The sequence below is a fragment of the Aurantiacibacter zhengii genome, assembly GCF_003584125.1.
Taxonomy (GTDB): domain Bacteria; phylum Pseudomonadota; class Alphaproteobacteria; order Sphingomonadales; family Sphingomonadaceae; genus Alteraurantiacibacter; species Alteraurantiacibacter zhengii.
Window position 1 is genome coordinate 136052 of the sequence record NZ_QXFL01000004.1, and the last position, 20480, is coordinate 156531.

Annotated in this window: 15 protein-coding genes and 1 tRNA gene; 9 read left to right on the forward strand and 7 right to left on the reverse strand. The window is 62.4% G+C overall.

Annotation, left to right across the window (positions count from 1 at the left end; translation table 11 throughout):
• Nucleotide 1 precedes the first annotated feature (1 nt).
• Entirely contained in the window at nt 2-3268 is a 3267-nt protein-coding gene (locus D2V07_RS10105) for an efflux RND transporter permease subunit (RefSeq protein ID WP_119586875.1), read from the forward strand.
• Nucleotides 3265-4704 carry an efflux transporter outer membrane subunit gene (locus D2V07_RS10110; protein ID WP_233548344.1) on the forward strand — a complete coding sequence of 480 codons (1440 nt, stop codon included), beginning with the start codon at nt 3265-3267 and terminating at the stop codon, nt 4702-4704. Before D2V07_RS10105 ends, D2V07_RS10110 begins: the two co-directional genes overlap by 4 nt.
• Nucleotides 4705-5496: 792 nt before the next feature.
• Here the strand turns inward: D2V07_RS10110 and D2V07_RS10115 are convergent.
• Nucleotides 5497-5587, reverse strand: a tRNA-Ser gene (locus D2V07_RS10115).
• 99 nt (nt 5588-5686) lie between these two features.
• Here D2V07_RS10115 and D2V07_RS10120 point away from each other — a divergent pair.
• Together D2V07_RS10120 and D2V07_RS10125 are read left to right on the forward strand one after the other, a co-directional pair.
• The gene (locus D2V07_RS10120) at nt 5687-6091 is read left to right on the forward strand and encodes a metallopeptidase family protein (protein WP_119586877.1); all 405 of its coding nucleotides are present in this window, start codon (nt 5687-5689) and stop codon (nt 6089-6091) included.
• A gap of 38 nt (nt 6092-6129) precedes the next feature.
• Nucleotides 6130-7350, forward strand: coding sequence for a peptidylprolyl isomerase (locus D2V07_RS10125; RefSeq protein ID WP_119586878.1), 1221 nt, complete (start codon nt 6130-6132; stop codon nt 7348-7350).
• A gap of 82 nt (nt 7351-7432) precedes the next feature.
• Here the strand turns inward: D2V07_RS10125 and D2V07_RS10130 are convergent, their stop codons facing one another.
• A complete protein-coding gene (locus tag D2V07_RS10130; protein WP_119586879.1) occupies nt 7433-9514 on the reverse strand; it encodes a RelA/SpoT family protein in 2082 nt (693 codons plus the stop codon).
• A 178-nt stretch (nt 9515-9692) separates the two neighbouring features.
• Between D2V07_RS10130 and D2V07_RS10135 the strand changes: the two genes are divergently transcribed.
• On the forward strand, nt 9693-12320 hold the full coding sequence (locus D2V07_RS10135; protein ID WP_158586806.1) for a zinc-dependent metalloprotease: 2628 nt from the start codon (nt 9693-9695) through the stop codon (nt 12318-12320).
• Between the two features lie 70 nt (nt 12321-12390).
• Here the strand turns inward: D2V07_RS10135 and D2V07_RS10140 are convergent, their stop codons facing one another.
• Complete coding sequence (locus D2V07_RS10140; RefSeq protein ID WP_119587177.1) at nt 12391-14307, reverse strand: M1 family metallopeptidase; 1917 nt, start codon at nt 14305-14307, stop codon at nt 12391-12393.
• Nucleotides 14308-14526: 219 nt separating this feature from the next.
• Between D2V07_RS10140 and D2V07_RS10145 the strand changes: the two genes are divergently transcribed.
• Together D2V07_RS10145 and D2V07_RS10150 are read left to right on the forward strand one after the other, a co-directional pair.
• Nucleotides 14527-15465 (forward strand): hypothetical protein, encoded by a 939-nt coding sequence (locus D2V07_RS10145; protein WP_119586881.1) that lies wholly within the window; start codon nt 14527-14529, stop codon nt 15463-15465.
• Between the two features lie 42 nt (nt 15466-15507).
• Entirely contained in the window at nt 15508-16434 is a 927-nt protein-coding gene (locus tag D2V07_RS10150; RefSeq protein WP_119586882.1) for a glycoside hydrolase family 16 protein, read from the forward strand.
• A 12-nt stretch (nt 16435-16446) separates the two neighbouring features.
• On the opposite strand, the gene D2V07_RS10155 is transcribed toward D2V07_RS10150, so the two are convergent.
• From D2V07_RS10155 to hemF, 4 genes are all read right to left on the reverse strand, one after another.
• Nucleotides 16447-16860: an ankyrin repeat domain-containing protein gene (locus D2V07_RS10155; protein WP_147366934.1), complete on the reverse strand. Its 414-nt coding sequence runs from the start codon at nt 16858-16860 to the stop codon at nt 16447-16449.
• Between the two features lie 53 nt (nt 16861-16913).
• Nucleotides 16914-17738: a hypothetical protein gene (locus tag D2V07_RS10160; protein ID WP_147366935.1), complete on the reverse strand. Its 825-nt coding sequence runs from the start codon at nt 17736-17738 to the stop codon at nt 16914-16916.
• A gap of 64 nt (nt 17739-17802) precedes the next feature.
• Nucleotides 17803-18141: a hypothetical protein gene (locus tag D2V07_RS10165; RefSeq protein ID WP_119586885.1), complete on the reverse strand. Its 339-nt coding sequence runs from the start codon at nt 18139-18141 to the stop codon at nt 17803-17805.
• Nucleotides 18142-18229: 88 nt separating this feature from the next.
• The gene (gene hemF / locus D2V07_RS10170; RefSeq protein WP_233548345.1) at nt 18230-19084 is read right to left on the reverse strand and encodes an oxygen-dependent coproporphyrinogen oxidase; all 855 of its coding nucleotides are present in this window, start codon (nt 19082-19084) and stop codon (nt 18230-18232) included.
• 46 nt (nt 19085-19130) lie between these two features.
• Here hemF and pdeM point away from each other — a divergent pair, with 46 nt between their 5' ends.
• Both pdeM and infC read left to right on the forward strand, forming a co-directional pair.
• The gene (gene pdeM / locus D2V07_RS10175) at nt 19131-19832 is read left to right on the forward strand and encodes a ligase-associated DNA damage response endonuclease PdeM (RefSeq protein ID WP_119586887.1); all 702 of its coding nucleotides are present in this window, start codon (nt 19131-19133) and stop codon (nt 19830-19832) included.
• Nucleotides 19833-19941: 109 nt separating this feature from the next.
• Complete coding sequence (gene infC, locus D2V07_RS10180) at nt 19942-20460, forward strand: translation initiation factor IF-3 (protein WP_119586888.1); 519 nt, start codon at nt 19942-19944, stop codon at nt 20458-20460.
• Nucleotides 20461-20480: the final 20 nt, after the last annotated feature.

Below are 20480 nucleotides of genomic sequence, written 5' to 3' on the forward strand. Positions count from 1 at the left end.
CATGGCGAGGTTCTTCATCGACCGTCCCATCTTCGCATGGGTCGTCTCGCTTGGCATTCTTCTCGCGGGCTTCATCGCCCTGCGCGCCTTGCCGATCGAGCAATATCCCGAGGTAGCGCCGCCGTCGCTCGCCATTAACGTCGTCTATCCCGGCGCGGATGCCGAGACGCTAGAACAGAACGTGACGCAGGTGATCGAGCAGCAGCTGAACGGGGTCGACGGGTTTCTTTACATGTCCTCGTCCAGCGGTTCGAACGGGTCTGCTTCGATCACGCTGACCTTCGAGGCTGGGACCGACATTGATATTGCGCAGACCGAGGTGCAGAACCGCCTCAGCACGGTCGAAGCGCGTTTGCCCGAGGAGGTGCGGCGTCAGGGAATTGTCGTGCGGCAAGCGAATGCCGGGTTCCTGCTGATCGTCGCGCTGACCTCGCCGAGCGAGCAGTTCTCGACGACCGACCTCGGTAATATCGCCGCGACCCGCGTCGTCGACGAACTGCGTCGGGTGAACGGGGTCGGCGATGTGACGCTGTTCGGATCACAATATGCGATGCGCATCTGGCTCGATCCCGAGGCGCTGGCGTCTTACAATCTGTCACCGAGCGCCGTTCTCGCCGCTATCCGCGAGCAAAATGCGCAGACCGCGGGTGGCGCGATCGGGGCGCAGCCGCTCGACGGCGGACAGCAGATTACCGCCACCATCGCGACCGACGGGCGCTTCTCAACAGTAGAAGAGTTTGAGAACATCATTCTGCGGGCCGACAGCGGGGCGGCGGTCGTACGCCTCGCCGAAGTCGCGCGGGTCGAGATCGGCGCGCAAAGCTACGCCACTACGACCGAGCTCAACGGAAAACCGATGGCGGGCATGGCGATCCAGCTTGCGACCGGCGCGAACGCGCTGGCGGCGGCCGAAGGCGTCAAGAAGCGAATGGAAGAGATCGCGCCGGGTCTGCCGGGCGACGTGACCTGGTCGGTTCCTTACGACACGACCCCATTCGTCGAGACGTCGGTGGAGGAAGTCGTCAAGACGCTGGTCGAGGCGATGGTGCTCGTCTTCCTCGTCATGTTCCTGTTCCTCCAGAACTGGCGCGCGACGCTGATCCCGACGCTGGTCGTGCCGATCGCTTTGGCGGGCGCGTGCCTCGGCTTATGGCTGTTCGGCTTTTCCATCAACGTCCTCTCGCTGTTCGGAATGGTGCTGGCGATCGGCATCCTGGTCGACGATGCCATCGTCGTCATTGAGAACGTCGAGCGGATCATGCGCGAGGAGGGCCTTCGCCCGCTTGAAGCGACGCGCAAGGCAATGGGGCAGATCACCGGCGCGATCATCGGCATTACGCTGGTACTGATCGCGGTGTTCGTACCAATGGCGTTCTTCCCCGGATCGACCGGGGGCATCTACCGGCAGTTTTCCGTGACTCTGGCCATTGCGATCTTCTTCTCCGCATTCCTCGCGCTGTCGCTCACCCCGGCGCTGTGCGCGACGTTCCTGAAGCCGATCGCGCAGGACGAAGACCATGCCGTGGGCCCGGTGCGCGACGTCGAAGCCGAAGCGCAGGCCGGCTGGCCCGGAGCTCTGGCGCGCGCTCGCTACCGGGCTGCCAATTTCTTTGCCGTGTTCAACCGCTGGTTCGCGCGGATGCAGGAGAAATACGGGCGCGCCAACGACAAAATCCTGTCACGTCCGTGGCGCGGGCTTGCCGTGTTCGCGGCGCTTGTCGTCGTAACCGTCCTGCTGTTCGCGCGGCTGCCGTCGGGATTTCTGCCGACCGAGGATCAGGGCTATCTCATTACCGCGGTACAGGCCCCGCCGGGCGCAACGCAGGTGCGTACCAACGAAGCGCTGGAGCCGATCACCGACTTCTGGCTGGCGCGCGAGGAGGTCGACAACCTCGTTGTCGTGCGCGGCTTCAGTTTCTTCGGACAAGGGCAGAACAACGCGATCATGTTCGCCGCGTTCAAGCCATGGGACGAGCGGACTGCGGAAGGAAGCGGGGCTGCCGAGATACTCGAGCAGGCGATGGGCCGGTTCGCGCAAGTCGACGAGGCGATCGCCTTCGTCATCCAGCCGCCCGCAATCCAGTCGCTCGGCCAAGCGAGCGGCTTTACGCTCAAGCTGCAGGACCGCGGCGGACTCGGGCGCGAGGCGCTGACGGCAGCGCGCGACCAGCTGCTGGGCATGGCGTCCCAAAGCTCGCTCATCTCCAATCTCAGGCCTGAGGATCAGGGCCCGAGCCCGCAGGTGGCTGTCGATATCGACCGGGTGCAAGCGCGTGCCCTCGGCCTGTCGCTGGCCGACGTCAACGCAGCGCTCTCCATCACTTTCGGTTCGGCCTACGCTAACGACTTCAACCGCGAGGGCAGAGTGCTGCAGGTTCTAGTGCAGGCCGATGCGCAATACCGCATGACGCCCGAAGACGTGCTTTCGCTCCGGGTGCCCAACGCGCAGGGCGAGCCTGTGCCCATGAGCGCTTTTGCCAGCGCCGAATGGTCGGCGGCTCCGGCAAGCCTCGCGCGTTACAACGGCTACCCCGCGATGACGTTGTCCGGCATGGCCGCGCCGGGCGAATCGTCGGGCGCGGCGCTCGCCGAAATGGAACAGCTTGCAAGCCAGCTACCAGCGGGCATCGGCTACGAATGGACCGGCATTTCCTACGAGGAAAAGCAGGCGGGCGGGCAGGTCGGACTACTGCTTGGCCTCTCGGTGGTCATCGTGTTCCTCGTGCTGGCGGCGCTTTACGAAAGTTGGGCAGTGCCGCTTGCCGTGCTGCTGATCGTGCCGATGGGCGTGCTCGGCGCGGTCCTGTTCTCGATGCTGCGCGGGCTGTCGGCAGACATCTACTTTAACGTCGGCCTCATCACGATCATCGGGCTCGCGGCCAAGAACGCGATCCTGATCGTGGAGTTCGCAATCGAAGAGGAAGAGCGCGGCCTCTCTCGCATCGAGGCGGTCAAGGCGGCGGCGCGGCTGCGTTTGCGCCCGATCATCATGACTTCGCTCGCCTTCACCATGGGCATGGTCCCGTTGGTACTGGCTAGCGGGGCGGGTGCGGCGAGCCGGATCGCGGTCGGCACCGGCGTGATGGGCGGTATGATCGCGGCGACGGTGCTCGGCATTTTCCTCATTCCGGTGCTGTACCTGCTCGTGCGGCGCAACATCAGCCGAAGGCAGCCCACCGCGACCGGCGGGCATAAGGGCAATCCCGAGCACGAAGGGCCGCTGGCCGGCAAACGGGACGGACCGGCCGAGCAGGGGGCTAAGACATGATGCGATTTCCCTCCCGCGTGGTAGCACTTGCGTTCGCCACGACCGCGATTGCCGGATGCGCCAGCATGGCGCCCGAGCACACCATGCCTCCGCTAGCGAGCGCGCCGGCGTTCAATCCCGACTACCGTCCCGACGGCGAGGTCGTCGCCTCGCAGCTGTCCTACCGCGAGTGGTTCGCCGACCCACGGCTCGTCGCGCTGATCGAAAACGCGCTTGAGAACAACCGCGACCTTCTCGCTGCGACTGCGCGCATCGAGCAGGCACGCGCCCGCTATCGGATCGAAGACAGCCGCCGCCTGCCGACCGTTGTCGCCGAAGCAGGCGGCATTCGAACCCGCCAGTCGCTCGGCGCGAACCCGGCGCTCGATACCGGCGATGTCGAGGGTGCGCCTTCGTCGGTTACGTTCAACCGCTTCGACGTAGGCGTCGGGGTCAGCGCGTTCGAACTCGACTTCTGGGGCCGCGTCGCCAGTTTGAGCGAAGCAGCACGCGCGGAATATCTCGCAACCGTCGCGGCGCAGCGCGCTTTCTATCTCTCGCTGATCGGCGACACCGCGAACACCTATTTCGAGATCGTCGAGACGCAGGAGCAGATCGCACTCGCCGAGCAGACTGCCGAAAGCCGCCGCGAGGGTCTGAGGATCGCGAAATTGCGGCTCGACAACGGCGTGACCTCTGCGCTGCCCTACCGGCAGGCGGAAACGCTGCTCACCCAGGCCGAGCAGCAGTTGGCAGCGGAGCGCCTGGACTTGGCACGGCTGCGCAACCAACTGGCGGTGCTGGTTGGCGGAACGGCGCCCGAGGCATTGCCCGCCCCCCTTTCGCTCGAAGCACAGGGCGACAGGCGCCGCTTGGCCGCAGGCCTGCCGTCCGATCTATTGCTCGTCCGGCCCGATATCATCACCGCCGAGGAACAGCTGCGCGCCGCTCGCGCCAATATCGGGGCGGCACGGGCTGCCTTTTTTCCGACGATCTCGCTCACCGGTAATGCGGGGCTCGCTTCAAATAGTCTCGACGGCCTTTTTTCGGGCGATGCGCTCGGCTGGAGCTTCGGCCCTAGCATTTCGCTGCCAATCTTCGACTGGGGCGCACGCGAAGCCGATCTCGATTTGGCGCAGGCCCTCGAAGTCGAACAGGTCGCGAATTACGACCGCACGGTGCAAGGCGCCTTCCGCGAAGTTTCGGACGCGCTTGCTGGCCGGCGCTGGCTTGCCGAACAGGTCGAGACGCTGGAGCGCGCCGTTACTGCGCAAGAGCGGATCGCCCGCATAGCGCGCCTGCGCTATCGCGAGGGGGTCGCTGACTACCTCGAAGTGCTCGATGCGGAACGCAACCTGTTCAGCGCCCGCCAGCAGCTTCTCGCGACCCAACGCGCCTGGCTGCAAAACCGCGCGACCCTGTTCGTGGCTCTGGGTGGCGGATTGACAAAGAAATAAGGCTGACCTGATTATCGAAGAATGTTGGCTAGATGATTGGAAGGTTGCGCTGAGCTCAGCACGGCAAACTTTTACTACTCAAACCTAGCGCATATAAATTTTAACGCAGTTTCCGACCGAACGTCAGCCTTTGAAGTGGGCGACTAAGATCTGGATTGGCCGATATAGGCGCTCAGTCAATTGGTAGAAGCTGGGCTGAGAGCCAAACTGCGCCTTTCGTACAATCGGACGAAGAAAACGGATCCACCTGGCTCCTGTATCGGCCTACGAGTGCATGATCCTGCGCTTGGCGCTCCTCGCCCCCAGCATCCAGTGCGACATTTTGCAGGGTACACAGCCCGCAGAATTCAACCTCGAGGCGTTCAAGAGGATCGATGTCCCGCTCGCCTGGTCAAAGCAGCGTGCAGCGCTTGGATGGGACCGCTGACGAATCCCCTGTTCTGCTGAAGAAGTGGTCTGTTCTACGCCATAATTGAGCCTGTTATGGTGAATAACAGGGAAACGCCGATGTCCTGCCGCTAAGATTCTGAAAAATTGCGTTATTTTGGCGTGCGGAGCTTCTCAAACTATCGACTTTGGCCTGTTTCCGGGCTCAAATGCGCGTTTTTCCCTGTTAAGCGGGGAAACCGCACCGATGCAGGTCTCGCCAGAGACTGGCCGACAAAAACTGCCCCCGATAGTGGCCAGGAGACGCGGCGAATGATAGCCCCGTCACGGAAGTGGGCTCGCAAAGCCGCCTGTTCCGCGGGCTTGCGCGTGATCCCTGTAACAAGAGACTAGCGCTGGGGTGCGTGGCGGAGCGGGAGGGATTCGAACCCTCGATACGGGGTTACCGTATACACACTTTCCAGGCGTGCGCCTTCGACCACTCGGCCACCGCTCCGCATGCCTGATCTGGCAGAAGGCGGGCACGTAGCGAAGCTGATCGCCAAAGACAAGCGGCGTGATGACAAGCCGTCGCGGAAACCCTAACTTGGCACATATGACCCGAACGATCGGCCCTGCCCCCGGCATTGCAGAGATGGAAGCCGCTGCCCGCGCGGCTTTTTCCCGTATCCCCCAAGCCTTCGCCGAACATCTCGGTGAGGTGATAATCCAGGTGCAGGACTTCGCCGAGGATGAACTGCTGCTCGACATGGGTATCGAAAGCCCGTTCGAACTGACGGGGGTGTACGAAGGCGTACCGCTGACCGAGCGCAGCATCGAACATTCCGGCACCATGCCCGACCGCATCCGCCTGTTCCGCCTGCCCATCCTGCTGGAATGGTGCGAGCGCGGGGACGAGACTTTCGAACATTTGGTGGGACATGTGCTGGTGCACGAGATCGGCCATCATTTCGGCCTTTCGGATGACGACATGCACGCACTGGAAGACCAGGTTTTGTAGGGCTTGCCAATTGGCCGCGCGGTGGCAGGATGGCGGTTATGAAGCAAACCCTTGCAATTTCAGCCCTCCTCCTCGCGGTGCCGGTCATGGCTCAGGAGGGGGCGGAGCCCGTGACCCCTTCCTCCGTAGTCGCCAATGCCAGCCCTGATGAATGGGTAGCCATTGCTCGAGACGACCTGCTGGTGATGGAGCTTGCCCCCGATGCGCGCGGGAATGCCCGCACCGTTACCATTCAGCTGATGCCGGCTCCCTTCAGTCAGCCCTGGGTAGAAAACGTCAGGGCTCTGGCGGGGGCGCGCTGGTGGGACGGAACAAGCGTCTACCGCGTGCAGGATAACTACGTTGCGCAATGGGGCGATGCGACCGAAGAGAAGCCCTTGCCGGAAGGCGTAGCCGCGCCGCTAGCCAGTTACGAAGTGGACAACGAAACCTTGGGAGAGGCTACCGTCTCCTCGAATTCGGCGATGGTCGACTACGACGAACTTCCCCCCGAAATCCGTGCCCCTTTCGAAGACCCCGACTCAACCCATGAGGAACGCTACCGCGCCATAGAAACACTGTTTGCCACCATGGGGGTTTCCAGAGACAACCGGTTCAGCCCGAGCGAAGAAATCGCCATGCTTTCCATCAAGGCCACGCAAACGCGGTTGACCGAGCAGGGCTGGCATGACCGCGATCCTTTTGCGCCGTGGGTCGAATTCTGGCGGGGCTGGCCTATCGGCAACGAAGAGCTTGGTCATTGGGAAGATGAAGAGGGCAATGTCGTGCCCGATCCGGGACGCCGCCTGCCTCCACACCAGTTCGACGAGCCGTACCGGGTAACCGACAGCAGCCAGTTCTGGCCCCTGCACTGCCACGGTGCCATCGGCGTGGCCCGCGATTACGCTCCCGATACGGGCACCGGGGCGGAGCTTTACACCATCATCGGCCAGCCGCAGCGGCACATGGATCGCAATCTTGCCGTGGTGGGCCGGGTGATCGAGGGAATGGAGCACCTCTCCAGCCTGCCGCGCGGATCGGGCGAACTGGGTTTCTATACCGATGCGGAGGCTGACCTGCGCACACCGATCCTGTCGGTGCGCCTCGCCAGTGAGATGGCCGATCCCCCGGCTTTCGAATATCTCGACACGAACAGCGAGAGTTTCGCCCTCTACCTGACGGTACGCGCCAACCGAAGCGATGCGTTTTACACTGTGCCTGCCGGTGGAGTAGACGTGTGCAGCGTCCAGGTGCCGGTGCGCAGGGCCAATAGTGAATAGGACGGGCCAGCAGGGGTATCGTTATTCTAAAAGACGGTAAAACGGCCCGTAGCGGAGCTCGACCTGAAAGAAGTCGGCTGCCTTAAAGCCGGTCCGCCTGGGCCACTGCATCGGTTGCCCGCAGTGCGCTCATGATCCGGGTCAGATGGGCCAGGTCCTGGACTTCTAGATCGACGGCATAGGTGTGAAACGGATCGTCGCGCTGCGTCAGTTCGAGGTTCATCACATTGGCATTGTTGCGCGCAAAGACGCCCGCCATTTCCGCCAACGTGCCCGGACGATTGTAGAGCACAACGTTGATCCGTCCGACCGCGCCGTGCGAGCGTTCGCCCCATGACAGGTCCACCCAGTCGGCATCGACGCCGTTGGCCAGTTCCAGACAATCGATGGCGTGGACCTCCACGGTATTGTGCGGTCGCCGCAGGCCGACGATGCGATCGCCCGGCACGGGATGGCAGCACTCGGCGAGATCGAAGCCGACACCCGCAGTCAGGCCCTTGATCGAGATGGCGCGCTCCTGCTGCGCCTCCTCCGGCATGTCCGCCGTACTGCCCGGCACCAGCGCTTCCATCACCTCGCGGTCAGAGAGTTTGGCGGCACCGATGGCATACATCAGGTCTTCCACATCGCCCATTTCCAGCCGTTCGACCGCCTGCTTCAGCGCCTTCTTGCCCACCTTGGCGGGCAGACGTTCGGCAATCTCGTCGTACAGCTTGGCCCCGATCTCGGCTATTTCGGCGCGCTCCTTCGCGCGCACTGCCCGGCGGATGGCCGCGCGCGCCTTGCCCGTCACGACAAAACCCAGCCACGACAGTTGCGGCTCTGCATTCTTGCCCTTGATGATCTCCACCACGTCGCCGTTGCCCAGCGGGGTGCGCAGCGGCATGTGCCGTCCGTTGATCTTCGCGCCCACGGTTTGCGCGCCCAGATCGGTGTGCACGGCGAAGGCGAAATCCACCGCAGTTGCGCCCTTGGGCAGCTGGAACAGCGCGCCCTTGGGAGTGAAAGCGAAGATGCGATCCTGGTAGATCGCCAGCTTGGTGTGCTCCATCAGTTCTTCGCTGTCGTGGCTGGCATCGACGATCTCGATGAGGTCGCGCAGCCAACCCACTTCGCCGTCCACCTTGCCACCCTGCTTGTAGGCCCAGTGCGCAGCCAGGCCGAAGCCGTTTGTGCGGTGCATCTCGCGGGTGCGGATCTGCACCTCCACCCGCATCGACTTGTCATAGAACAAGGTCGTGTGAAGGCTGCGATAGCCATTGTTCTTGGGCGTGGAGATGTAGTCCTTGAAACGCCCCGGAACGAACTGGAAGGTCTGGTGCAGGATGCCCAGCGCCGCATAGCAATCCGCCACGTTTTCGGTCAGCACGCGGAAGGCCATGATGTCGCTAACCTGCTCGAACGGCAGGTGGCGCTCTGCCATCTTGCGCCAGATCGAATAGGGATGTTTCTCGCGCCCCCAGACTTCCACTTCCAGACCCGCGGCAGCGAGCGCCTGCTTGAAATCGAGCGCTATGCGATCGACCTGCCCGGCGTCTGACTGGCGCAACTGGTCCAATCTGCGGGTGATAGTGGTGTAGGCTTCGGGCTCAAGTTGCTCGAACGCCAGCAACTGCATCTCGCGCATGTATTCGTACATGCCCACCCGCTCTGCCAGCGGGGCGTAGATATCCATCGTTTCACGCGCAATCCGGCGGCGTTTGTCCGGGTTCTTGATGTGGTGCAACGTGCGCATGTTGTGCAATCGGTCCGCCAGCTTCACCAGCAGCACGCGCAGGTCTTCGCTCATCGCCAGCAGGAACTTGCGCAGGTTTTCGGCCGCGCGCTCGTCCTCGGGCATCTGCTCGATCTTGGATAACTTGGTGACGCCATCCACCAGCCGCGCAACATCGGGACCGAAGCGTTCCTCGATATCCTCGATCGTGGCGAGCGTATCTTCCACCGTATCGTGCAACAGCGCAGTGATGATGGTCTGCTGGTCGAGCTTAAGATCGGTCATCAGTCCGGCCACCTCGACCGGGTGGCTGAAGTAGGGATCACCGCTCGCGCGTTTCTGGCTGCCGTGCTTCTGCACGGTGTAGACATAGGCGCGGTTGAGCAGCGCCTCGTCGGCGTCGGGATCGTATTCCTTGACCCGTTCTACAAGTTCGTACTGGCGCAGCATCACCACTGAATGTGCGTTGCACCGCGGCTTTCGGCAAGGGCTTATCGTTGCTGCGTTAAATTGCGGACGCACCCATCCGACAGGCGATAGGCGACCGCTGGCAAATGCCGCTTGCAAAATGTTTCCAGATAGCAAGACTGCCGATCTTGCGGGACATTACAGACTTGGGGGTTATCTCATGAAGAAATGGGTTCTTTATCTTGGTGCGGCGCTGGTCGCGACGTCGCCTGCCATGGCGCAGGACAGTGACGCGGCAGAGGAAGAAACGCCGACCGCCGCCTCGGAGGAAGACAGCGACGAGGCAGAGGACGAAGATGAAGAGGAAACCGAGAGCCTCGAGGAATTCGTCAAGGACATGGAGCGTTCGGACGGCCTCTTCCCGCTGTACCGGAAGCCCGATACCGGCGAAGTGTTCATGGAACTTTCCGCCGACCAGCTGGGCCGGGAATTTATTTATTTCGCCTACACCGAAAACGGCCCGGTCGAGGCAGGGCATTTCCGCGGCAACTATCGCGATAACAGGATCGTCACCTTCAATCGCCGGTTCGACCGCGTGGAAATCGCGGCGGTCAACACCCAGTATTATTTCGACCCCGACAACGCCCTGTCACGCGCCGCAGATGCCAATATCGCCCGCGCGCCCATCGCCAACGTGGAGATCGCGGCCAAGAGCGCGGATGAACGGCGTATCCTGATCTCTGCCGACGCCGTGCTCGAAAGCCAGGCGCTGCACCGCCTAAGCCCTTGGCGCGCGCCCGATACCCCGCCGGGCGCGGCATTCACGCTGGGAGAGCTTTCCAGCAGCAAGACTCAGATCACCGATATCCGGACTTTCCCGGAAAACACCGACATTCGCGTGGAATACGTGTTCGATAATCCGAGCCCGGTGAACTATGGCGATGCCGACATTACCGACCCGCGCTCGGTCGCGATCCTCATGCAGCATTCCTTCCTGGAGATGCCGGAAGACGGGTTCGAGCCGCGCTTCGACGATTACCGGGTTGGCTTCTTCACCAACCAGACCACCGACCTGACATCGCATTCGTTCACCCCCTACCGCGACGTTATCAATCGCTGGCGGCTGGAGAAGAAGAACCCGCGCGCGCGCATTTCCGATCCTGTGGAACCGATTACCTTCTGGATAGAGAACACCACCCCCGAGGAGCTTCGCCCCATCATCCGCAACGCAACGCTGGCGTGGAACGAGGCGTTCGAGAAGGCGGGCTTCTCCAACGCCATCGTGGTGCGTCAGCAACCTGACGATGCGGATTGGGATGCAGGGGACGTGCGCTACAACGTGCTGCGCTGGACATCGTCTCCCAACCCGCCGTTCGGCGGCTACGGTCCCAGCTTTACCAACCCGCGCACCGGCGAGATCATCGGCGCGGATATCATGCTGGAATACGTCTACCTGACCAATCGCCTGCGCACCGAAGAGATCTTCGACACTGCCGGCCTGCCGATTGGCTGGCAGGGCAACGACGGTGCCGCTGCATTGCCATGGCGACAGGGTGGCAGCCATGCAACCTGCACGCTCGGCAGCCATCTGCAAGCCAACATGATGAGCGCGCGCGCCATGCTGATGGCGCAAGGGGCCGGTGAGGCGGAATATGGTCGACTGGTCGAGGAAGAGCTGTTCTACCTCGTCCTGCACGAGGTCGGTCACACGCTGGGCCTCAACCACAACATGCGTTCGTCCAACTCGGTGCCGCTATCGACCCTAGCCTCGCGTTCCACCCCACCGACCAATTCGGTGATGGAATACCCGGCGATCAACATCGCCCGTCCGGGGGAGACGCAGGGCCAGTTCGCCATTACCCGTCCGGGCGCCTATGACCTGTGGGCTATCGAATTCGGATATACCACCGATGACGATGCGCTGGATGCCATCCTCGCCCGATCGACCGAACCCGCGCTGGCCTTCGGCAACGATGCCGACGACATGCGCTCGCCCGGCACGCACATCGATCCGCGCGTGATGATCGACGACCTTTCCGACGATCCCATCGGCTGGGCAGAGGCGCAGGCTGCGCTGATCGACCAGACCCTGACCGTGCTGCCGGACAGGGTGCTGGAGAGCGGCGATAGCTACCAGTCGCTATACAACAGCTACATGATCCTGACCGGCAGGCGCGCGGTAGCCGCCAACGTCGCATCGCGGTGGATTGCCGGTGTCTACAACAACCGCGCGGCGGTGGGCCAGCCGGGCGCCCAACTGCCGTTCGTGCCGGTGCCCGCAGCCATGCAGCGCCGGGCGCTGGGCGTGCTCGACAAGATCGCCTTCGGACCCGAGGCGTTCAGCGCGGGCGAAAACCTGCTGAGCAGACTGCAGGTCGAACGGCGCGGTTTCAATTCGTTCGGCACCAATGTTGATCCCCAGCCGCATGCCCGCGCACTGAACGTCCAGCGCTCGCTGCTGGCACACCTGCTGCACCCTAACGTGCTCACCCGGCTTACCGATACGCGGCGCTATGGCGGCGACTATCCGGTCAGCACCTATCTGGCAGAGCTGACCGGCGTGATGTTCGATGCCGACCAGACTGGGCCGGTGAACACCTACCGGCAGAACCTGCAGGTCGAATACCTGCGCCAACTGATCGGCATCGCTTCGGGCCAGGGTGGCGGAATGCAGATCACTCCCGGCGGGCCGCAGCAGTTGCCGAACTACGATCACGTGTCCCGGTCGGCAGCGTTGGCGGGCATCAACCGCATCAGGACCGTGGCTGAACTCCCCGGAACCGATACCGAGACGCAGGCGCACCGGATGCACCTGCTGGCGCTTATCGAGGAATTCGAGCGCCGCTGATCAAGGCTAAAGGAGCGGCCCGGTATTGCAACGCCGGGCCGCTCTTACCCGCTTAACAAACCTTGTCTGCCTAGCCTTCCCATCCAACGATCGGATCGACCTGGTTGCGCGTGTAGCTGTGATAGCCGCCGCGCGTTTCGTTGTAGATACGCGTTGCAATCGGCTGTCCCCAGCTGCCGGTCTCCCACAGCGCCTTGAACAGCGGCTCGACGAACTTGTTGCGGCCCACCTCGGCAAGGAAGGTCTCGGCCTGGCTCACGGCAGGCTGATATTCGTTGCGCAGGGCAGCTTCCAGCCACAGGAACAGCACCTCGTTGTTGCCGGTTTCGGACAGGCCCAACCGTTCGTTGAGCGCCCCCAGCTGGCTGGCGGACATTTCTTCCGGCAATTCTTGCAGGAAACGCTGCTGTTCCGCGCCGGTCCAGCCAGTCCAGGTCTGTGTCGTCGGCAGGGTCCCGTTGGTGCCATAGGCCTGTGCAGCATTGTCAACGTCAGCGAAGGCCGCCGGATCGGGTGCCGCGGCGTTGTCCGGCAGACCGGTGCCATAGACCCATTCGTCCAGCATCAGCTCGTCTTCCAGGTCGGCATCGTCCTGCACCACGTATTCGCGCAGTTCGGCAAGGAACATCTCGCTGGTTGCGGGCTGGAAAGCGTGGCGGTCGAACCAGCCGCGCATGAATTCGTCGAAGCGCTCGCGACCGATGATGTTTTCCATGCTGCGCAGGAACACGGTGCCCTTGTCGTAGATCGCCTCTCCCACGGTGTCGAAGGGGCTGATGCCGGCGGGCGTGCGCATGGCGGTGTTGGGATTGTCCGCGCCATTCTCTTCGATAGCTTCCACCAGCGAGTTGTAGCTGAGTGCATATTCCTGGTTGGCGCGCTTTTCGCCGAACACGGCCTCGGAAATGCGGCTTTCGAAATAGGAGGTCACGCCTTCGTTCAGCCAGCCGTCGCGCCAGCTGGAATAGGTGACGAGGTTGCCCGACCAGCTGTGCGCCAGCTCGTGCGCGATCAGGCCGGTGTTCGACCGGTCACCGGCGATGAAGGTGGGCGTAAGGAAGGTCAGCACCGGGTTTTCCATACCGCCGTAGGGGAAGGACGGCGGCAGCACGATCATGTCGTAGCGGCCCCAGCGATAGTCGCCGTAGATATCTTCCGCCGCGTCGATCATGGCCTCGGTATCGGTCAGTTCCGCTGCGGCTTCCTCGATAATCTCCGGCTCTGCCCAGACACCCGAGCGCGGGCCCAGTTCGGCGAATTCGAGGTTTCCGGCGGCAATCGCGATAAGGTAAGGCGGGATCGAGTTTTCCATAACGAACTCGAAGGCGCGGCGGTTTTCGCCCACGTCTTCGGGATCCCCGCGGCTGATGCCGCTCATCACCACGTTCAGCGGCTTGGGCGCGGTAATGCGCGCTTCCCAGGTCTGGCGGATGCCGGGGCTGTCCTGCGTGGGGATCCAGGTGCGGTTGAGAATGGCCTGGCCCTGGCTGAACACGAAGGGATATTCGCCCCCTGCGGTCTGCTCCGGATCCAGCCATTGCAGGGCTGCTGCCTCAGGGCCGCTGGCATAATTGATAACGATCTGTTGCAGGTCCGGACCGGTCAGTTCGCCCAGTTGCACGGTGATCGGCTCACCCTTGTCGGCATTGTCGGGGTCGGCCTCGCCAATCTCGAAATCCAGCGCGTTGCCGTTGCCATCGGTGATGCCACCGATAACCAGTCCGTTGGAATCGAGCACGATCTCGGTCGCGTTATCGGCTGCGTCCACGTCAAGCGTGGCGGTGCCTTCCACGCGCTTGCCTTCGAAATCCAGATCGAGGTCGAGAGCCACGTGGGTAACGCGCGCTTCCAGCGGGCGGGCATAGGTGAACTCGTCCTGCGCTTCCGCGCTGGTCAGGATCGGGGCCACGGTACGCTCCTCCTCCGGCAGGTCGTCCGCCGTGCAGGCGGCAATGAGGAAAGGCAGGGCGACAGCAAGAAGGCGCATGAAATCTCCGGTTTTCACAAGGAAGTTTCGGGGGAGCGGGATGGTTCCGGCGGTTGTTTCTGAAGCAACCATACCACATCGTCGGGCGGAGTCAGCATTTCGTCGTCTAATGGGCGAAAAATGTGTTATATCAGCAAATACTCATGGTGGGCTCATGCCGGCCAGCACGTTCGAAGTGTAAGAAGCGGGCTGGAAAGCAAGAGCCGGAGGAGCTTGAAAATGACCTATCGCACCTATCGTTCGTTCGCCGCCCCGCTGCTGGGTGCTGTCGGCCTCAGCTTGGCCGCTCCGGTTCTCGCGCAACAGACCGACCCGGGCAACGACATCGTTGTTGAAGGCGAGCGGACCGACCGGCGCGAAGTGCTGCGCACGACCCGCGACATCACCCAGCGCCCTGGCTCCGACAGTGAACCCGTTCCGCGTTTCCAGCGCGAGATCTGCCCGGGGGTATGGGGACTGGCGCCCGACAACGCCCAGCTGGTGATCGACAGAATCTACGACAATGCCGAACGCGCCGGCATTGCCATCAATGAAGAGGAAGGTTGCGGAGCCAACATCTGGGTGATCGTGGTGGATGATCCCGCGGCGACCTACGCCCAGCTTCGCGAGGAAAACGAGTTCCTGGTGCAGGACCTCAGCGATCTCGACAAGCGTCTGGTGGAGCGACAGGAAGGACCGGTTCGCGCCTGGAACATCACATCCACCCGCAACCGGGAGGGGCAGGCAATTGCATCGGGTGCCGATGTAGCGGCAACGATGGCGCTTTCCCGCAGCGGTAGTGTCGGTGAGCCGAACAACCCTGTCTCCCAAATGTCGCGCTTGCACAGCGCCGTGCGCCTGGACCTCGAGATGTCCGTCATGCTGATTCAGCGCAGCGCCATTGGCGAGGTGGATGCCTTTGCATTGGCCGATTACGCGACCATGCGGCTGCTTGCCCATACCGAGCCACCCGAGCGTGAAAACGTTTCGGACACGGTGCTCACGCTTTTCTCTCCCGACGCCGAACCTGGCCAGCCCGACCGGCTTACCGCTTTCGACCGCGGCTACCTTCGCGCGGTGTACGACAGCACCGCAACGCGGCCCTATCGCCTGGCGCTGCGCAACGTACGCCGCAACATGGAGCGCGAACTCCAGATGGAGATCGAGGCGGAGCAATAGAGCGCAGGTGACAGCCGGGCGGCAGGCCGCTAGTCCTGCCGCATGTCATACACCCGAACTGTCGCTCTTCCGTTTTTGCTTGCGCTTGCCGCATGTGGCCAGTCCGCTGAAACCGGGCCGCCGACAGAGGCCGATGTCGATGCCGCACAGGCCCAGGCCGACGGCTCTGGCGGAGAGGCCGCGGCGCGCCAGCTGATCTTTTCCGACGAGTTTTCCAGCGACAGCCTCGATCCCACCAAGTGGAACGTGGTGGGCATGGATTTCTGGGTAAACGAAGAGGAACAGGCCTACCTCGACTCTCCCGATACCATCCAGTTCGTGCAAGGGCTGGAAGGCGCGGATGGCGGCGCGCTGGTACTGCGCCCGGTCTATCGCCCGGGACAGGATACCAATGAAGAACGCGATGCCGATTTCCTCTCGGGCCGCGTGAATACGAAGGGCAATTTCGAATTTACCTATGGCCGCGCCGAAGCGCGTATCCGCATGCCCGATGCGGTGGGCGTGTGGCCCGCCTTCTGGCTGCTGGCCGATGCCCCTTGGCCGAGCGAGGGCGAGATCGACATCATGGAATACGTCGGCCAGGCCGACTGGACCGGCGTTGCCGTGCACGGCCCCGGCTATTCCGGCGACATGGGCATCGCAGACCGGCAATACTTTGCGCCGGGCACCGATGTGACAGACTGGCATGTCTACGCCGTCGAATGGCAGCCTGACGCGATCGAATTCTTCGTGGACGACCGTCTGACCTTCCGCATCCCCAAAACCAACGTGGAATTTTTCGGCGAATGGGTCTTCGACAACCCGCAGTTCGTGGTGCTGAATTTCGCCGTGGGCGGAATCTATCCCAAGAAGATCAACGGTATCGACGAGCCTTACACCGGCATGCCCCAGGAAACCGCAGATCGCATCGCGGCGGGTGAACTGGCGATGGAAGTGGACTGGGTGCGGGTTTACGCGGCGGAGGAGTGAGGATGTGCTTGGTTACTCGCCCATTCCCGCTTGTGAAGGCACATTCCACCTAGCCGGTGGCCAATTTCCCATGTCGACCAATTCCATGATTTCATTGCTGTTGGGTCCAGGAATTCGGTAGCCGTGCGCCTTAAGTTTCTCGCGCACTCGCTCTCTTGCTTCGAATTCTTTTCCCCCAGTCAGCCTTGTAGTTTGTACGGCGTAGCCAGCGGTCCAGCCGAACATGTCGGCTGCAAATGGATCCGCACCGGCGTCTAGCAGAATTTCCGCAATTACGAACTGATCTGTCTTGGAAGCAAGGACGAGCGGGGTCTGCCCAACATCATTGCGCTGTTCCAGATCCGCCCCGGTGCTAGCAAGAGTGGCAACCTGCTCGCGATCCTGCATTTCCACAGCCTTGATCAAGCTCATATCATCATGTTCCACAGTACAACTTCCTAGAATACTGATAGCCGCCGTGAGACATAGTGGGACCCGCGCTAACACTCACAGCCGCCCCTCAGGCGGCGATCCTCGACCTCACCGAACTTCCCGTCCAGTGCACCGTCGATTGCATCGCCGGTATGCAGATAGCCTGACCTGGCCAACGCAGCAGCAGCGAAACCGACCCGCAGACCCGGAGGCACGAATGGAGCCATCGCCGCGATCTTCGCGTAGTCGAACAGACCGCCGACACCGCCTGGTGGCTTTAAGCGGAAGGGCGTCCCGGCTGCTTCCGGTATCAGCTTCGCCGACCCGAGCAGATTTTGGGCCGAAGTCAGTATCTCCCCATCGACGCGCACCGCATCGATCGGGGGAATATTGTAAAGCGCGTCTTCCGGCCTCAGGTTCTTGTCATGTAAACCAGCGGCATTGAAAGTTGTCGCGGGGGCGCCGGTGGCGTGCGCTGCAGCGCTTGCCAATCCTCCACCAAGTGAATGCCCTACGAACTTGACTGATCCTCCGCCGCTGAGCCTCAGCTTGTCGTTGATACCAATCGCGATGTTCTTCGCGTTGGTATAGTACGAAGCATCGCCAGTTATAGCCTGGCCAACATTGGCGACAGTATCCTGCCCGAACCACGACGTCGTACCCTTGAAAGTGACGAAATACTCATCGCTACCCGGGCGCTTCATGACGCGTGCCCGGAAGTCGCTGTCCGTCGGCTTCAACTGCGATGGCAAAATGCCGAGATCTTTTAAATCCTTTTCCGATGTCACTTCCTCGAACAGGATTCTCCCGTCGGGCTTTCCTCCTTCACGCACGGGGCCACTATCAAAATCATCGTAAGCCGCCTTGGCCAAGGCGTGCTCCTCCTGGAACATTTCCACCTTCGCCTTTTCCGCGCAGATTTCCGCGCAGACCGCCGGGCACGGCTGGACGAGCGGGCTACCCACGGTGACCGAACTCGGAGGCGATCCTGCGCAGTTGCTCCATCCGCTGTGGCAGAGGAGCGCGGGTCATGATCGCGTCCATGGTTTGCAGATAGTCCGCATCACCCATTTCCGGCATCAGCGCGCGGGCATAGAGGAATAGGAACCGGTCCTCCTCCTCGCGCACGCCAGCCATCTGAAATTCGTCACGGTGGGCGAAGATAAGTCGCTCGGTAACTTCAGCGGGGGTGTCGCGCGAGACGTGCACGTTCCACCAGCGGTGAAACCGCGCGGGAAAGGTTGCGCCCAGCCTGTCTTCCATACCGGACATGAGGCCTTCGGATACATTCAGCATGCAAACCCCCTAAACCGCCCGCGAGGCTAGCACGTAGGCGCCAGCCGGACAATCGCTGGTTCAGGAAGCGCGTTCGGCGCGCTGGCTGTCAGCTCCAGGTCACCTCTGGCGGCAGGCTCATCAGGATGGCGTCGATGTTGCCGCCGGTCTTCAGACCGAACAGCGTGCCGCGATCGTAGACGAGATTGAATTCGACATAGAGGCCCCGCCACTCCTTCTGGGCAGCCTTGTCTTCCTCGCTCCACTCCTGTCCCATGCGTTTGCGCACGATGGCAGGAAAGGAATCGAAAAAGGCCTCACCCACATCTCTGGTGAAGGCGAAATTGCGCTCGAACGCCGCCACGTCCGGACATTCCAGATGATCGTAGAAAATGCCGCCCACCCCGCGGTGCTTGTTGCGGTGGGGGATGAAGAAATAATCGTCCGCCCACTTCTTGAAGCGATCGTAATACGTGGGATTGTGCGCCGCGCAGGCTGCACGCAGGCGAGCGTGGAATGCGTCGGTATCCTCGGCATATTCGATGGGCGGATTCAGATCCGCACCGCCCCCGAACCAGGCGGCCTGTGTGGTGAGGAAGCGGGTGTTCATGTGCACCGCAGGCACATGCGGGTTGGCCATGTGGGCGACCAGGCTGATGCCGGTGGCAGTGAACTCGGGATGCTCCTCACTCGCGCCGTTCACCTGCCCCGCGAACTGGGGAGAGAATTCGCCCGACACGGTGGAGACGTTCACCCCCACCTTCTCGAACACCTTGCCCTTCATCTGTCCGCGTACGCCGCCGCCGCCATCGGACCCGTCATCCGTTTCGCGGTCCCACGCCTGGTAGTCGAAGCTGGCATCGGAGCCGGCCTCGCGCTCGATCGCCTCGAACTCCGCGCAGATACGGTCGCGCAAGGATTCGAACCACTCGCGGGCTTGTTGGGTCTGTTGTGTCCACTCCATAAGGTCAGGTCTTGCCAAAGCGCGCGGCAGGCGGCAAGTGGCATCCATGGTTCCCGTTTCGTTCGCATTCCCTTTCTGCGGGGACGAATTCGTCCTTACGAAGAGCCGCGCGCTGTTCTGGCCGCGCGAGAATGCGCTGCTGGTGGCAGACCTGCACCTCGAGAAGGCAAGCTTCTTCGCCAGGCACGGCCAGTTGCTGCCGCCCTACGACAGCCGTGAAACGCTGGAGCGGCTGGCCACCGCGCTGCGCGAGACAGGTGCGCGGCGCGTCTATACGCTGGGCGATAATTTCCACGATTCGGATGGCTCGCGGCGGTTGGAGCCCTATGCCGAGGGGATGCTGGCCGCCCTCACCCGCGCCACGGACTGGGTGTGGATCACCGGCAACCACGATCCTGCGATGGAAGCGAAATCGGGCGGTACCATCGCAGAGGAGTTGGAAGTTGCAGGCATGGTGCTGCGCCACATGGCTAAAAAAGGGGAAACCCGTCCCGAGCTTTCCGGCCACTTCCACCCGCGCGTGCAGGTGAAGATACACCATCGCCACATCCGCCGCCCCTGCGCTGTCGTGAGCCACAACGGCGACGAAAGCTGCGGGCGGATGATCCTGCCGGCATTCGGAGCGCTGACTGGCGGCATGAACGCGGCCGACCCTGCCATCCTGAAGGCATTGCAACCCGCAAGCGCCATTGATGCCGTGGTGCCAGCGGGCAAGCGGCTGGCCCGGTTTCCGCTCTGGCGGGGATAGCGCGGCTGCCCGCGCAATCCCCTAGCGTTTCTTGCCGTTCGTTATTACATAGAGCGCCCAACCAAAGCAGAATCAGGAGCACAACATACCTCGTCCACCCCGCCGCAACATGGCACCGCCGGTCAAGTCCGGCCCGAAATACGACCAGTTTATCCAGGCCGAGAAGGTCCGCGTCATCGATGGCGAGGGCGAAAACCTTGGCGTGATGTACACCAACGAAGCGATCGAGCAGGCCCAGGACGCGGGTCTCAATCTCGTCGAGGTTTCGCCCAATGCGAACCCGCCGGTGTGCAAGTTCCTCGATGTCGGCAAGTACCGCTACGAAGCCCAGAAAAAGGCCAATGCGGCGCGCAAGACGCAGAAGACGCAGGACATCAAGGAAATCAAGATGCGTCCCAACATCGACGATCACGATTACGACGTGAAGATGAAGGCGATGCACAAGTTCATCGACAATGGCGACAAGGTGAAGGTCACCCTGCGTTTCCGTGGCCGCGAAATGGCGCACCAGCACCTGGGCATGGACCTGCTCAAGCGCGTGCAGGACGACATGCAGGAAGATGCCAAGGTCGAAGCCTATCCGCGCCTCGAAGGGCGCCAGATGCTGATGGTGCTCGCACCCAAGTAATGCGGGAACGGGTGCGGATC